Origin of the sequence: Promicromonospora kroppenstedtii DSM 19349 (assembly GCF_000515355.1) — a bacterium.
GTDB classification, from domain to species: Bacteria; Actinomycetota; Actinomycetes; order Actinomycetales; family Cellulomonadaceae; genus Promicromonospora; species Promicromonospora kroppenstedtii.
Genome location: NZ_KI911743.1, coordinates 13,509 through 14,516 on the forward strand (window position 1 = coordinate 13,509; position 1,008 = coordinate 14,516).

The following is a 1,008-nucleotide window of genomic DNA, read 5'->3' on the forward strand; positions in this document are numbered from 1 at the left end:
GGGGCGGCTCGCCCAGGTGTGCTCGGGCGCCTCGGCCGAGCCCGCGCTGTGGCAGGTCGACGCGGCACTGCGGCCCGAGGGCAAGCAGGGCCCGCTCGTACGGACGCTGGCCAGCCACGTCGCGTACTACGAGCGATGGGCCGTGACCTGGGAGTTCCAGGCACTGCTCAAGGCTCGTCCCGTGGCGGGCGACCTGGCGCTGGGGGAGGCGTACACCGCCGCCGTCGGGCCGCTGGTGTGGCAGGCCGTGGAGCGGCCCAACTTCGTCGAGGACGCGCGCGCCATGCGCAAGCGCGTCGAGGACAACGTGCCGGTGGCCGAGGCGGACCGGCAGATCAAGCTCGGCAAGGGCGGCCTGCGCGACGTCGAGTTCACGGTGCAGCTGCTGCAGCTCGTGCACGGCCGGGCGGACGAGGACATCCGCTCGCGGACCACGCTCGACGCCCTCGCGGCCCTGTCGAAGGGCGGCTACGTGGGCCGTGAGCACGCGCGTCGGATGGGGGAGTGCTACCGGTTCCTGCGGGCGCTGGAGCACCGGGTGCAGCTGTTCCGGCTGCGCCGCACCCACCTCATGCCGACCGCCGAGGCGGAGCTGCGCCGGCTGGCCCGTGGGCTGGGCTACGGCGGTGCGGACGACCTCGTCAAGACGTGGCGGTCGGTGAAGCGCGAGGTGCGCGACCTGCACGAGGCCGTCTACTACCGGCCCCTGCTGCCGGCCACCGCGCTGCTGTCCACGAGCGAGGCGTCGCTCGCGCCGCGAGCGGCCATGGCCCGGTTCGCAGCGATCGGCTACCGCGACCCGGCGGGCGCGATGCGCCACGTCCAGGCCCTGACCGACGGCGTCTCGCGGCGCGCGGCGATCCAGCGGCAGCTCCTGCCGGTGCTGCTCGGCTGGTTCGCCGAGGGCGCCGACCCGGACGAGGGCCTGCTCGCGTTCCGCAAGCTGTCGGACACGCTCGGCTCCACGCACTGGTACCTGCGGCTGCTGCGCGACTCCGCGGAGGCGGC

The 1,008-nt window shown here is 74.8% G+C and carries 1 protein-coding gene; it reads left to right on the forward strand.

Annotated features, from left to right (window positions below; all coding sequences use genetic code 11):
• On the forward strand, positions 1 to 1,008 hold a 1,008-nt coding region (locus PROKR_RS37585; RefSeq protein ID WP_483823676.1), incomplete at both ends, for a [protein-PII] uridylyltransferase family protein.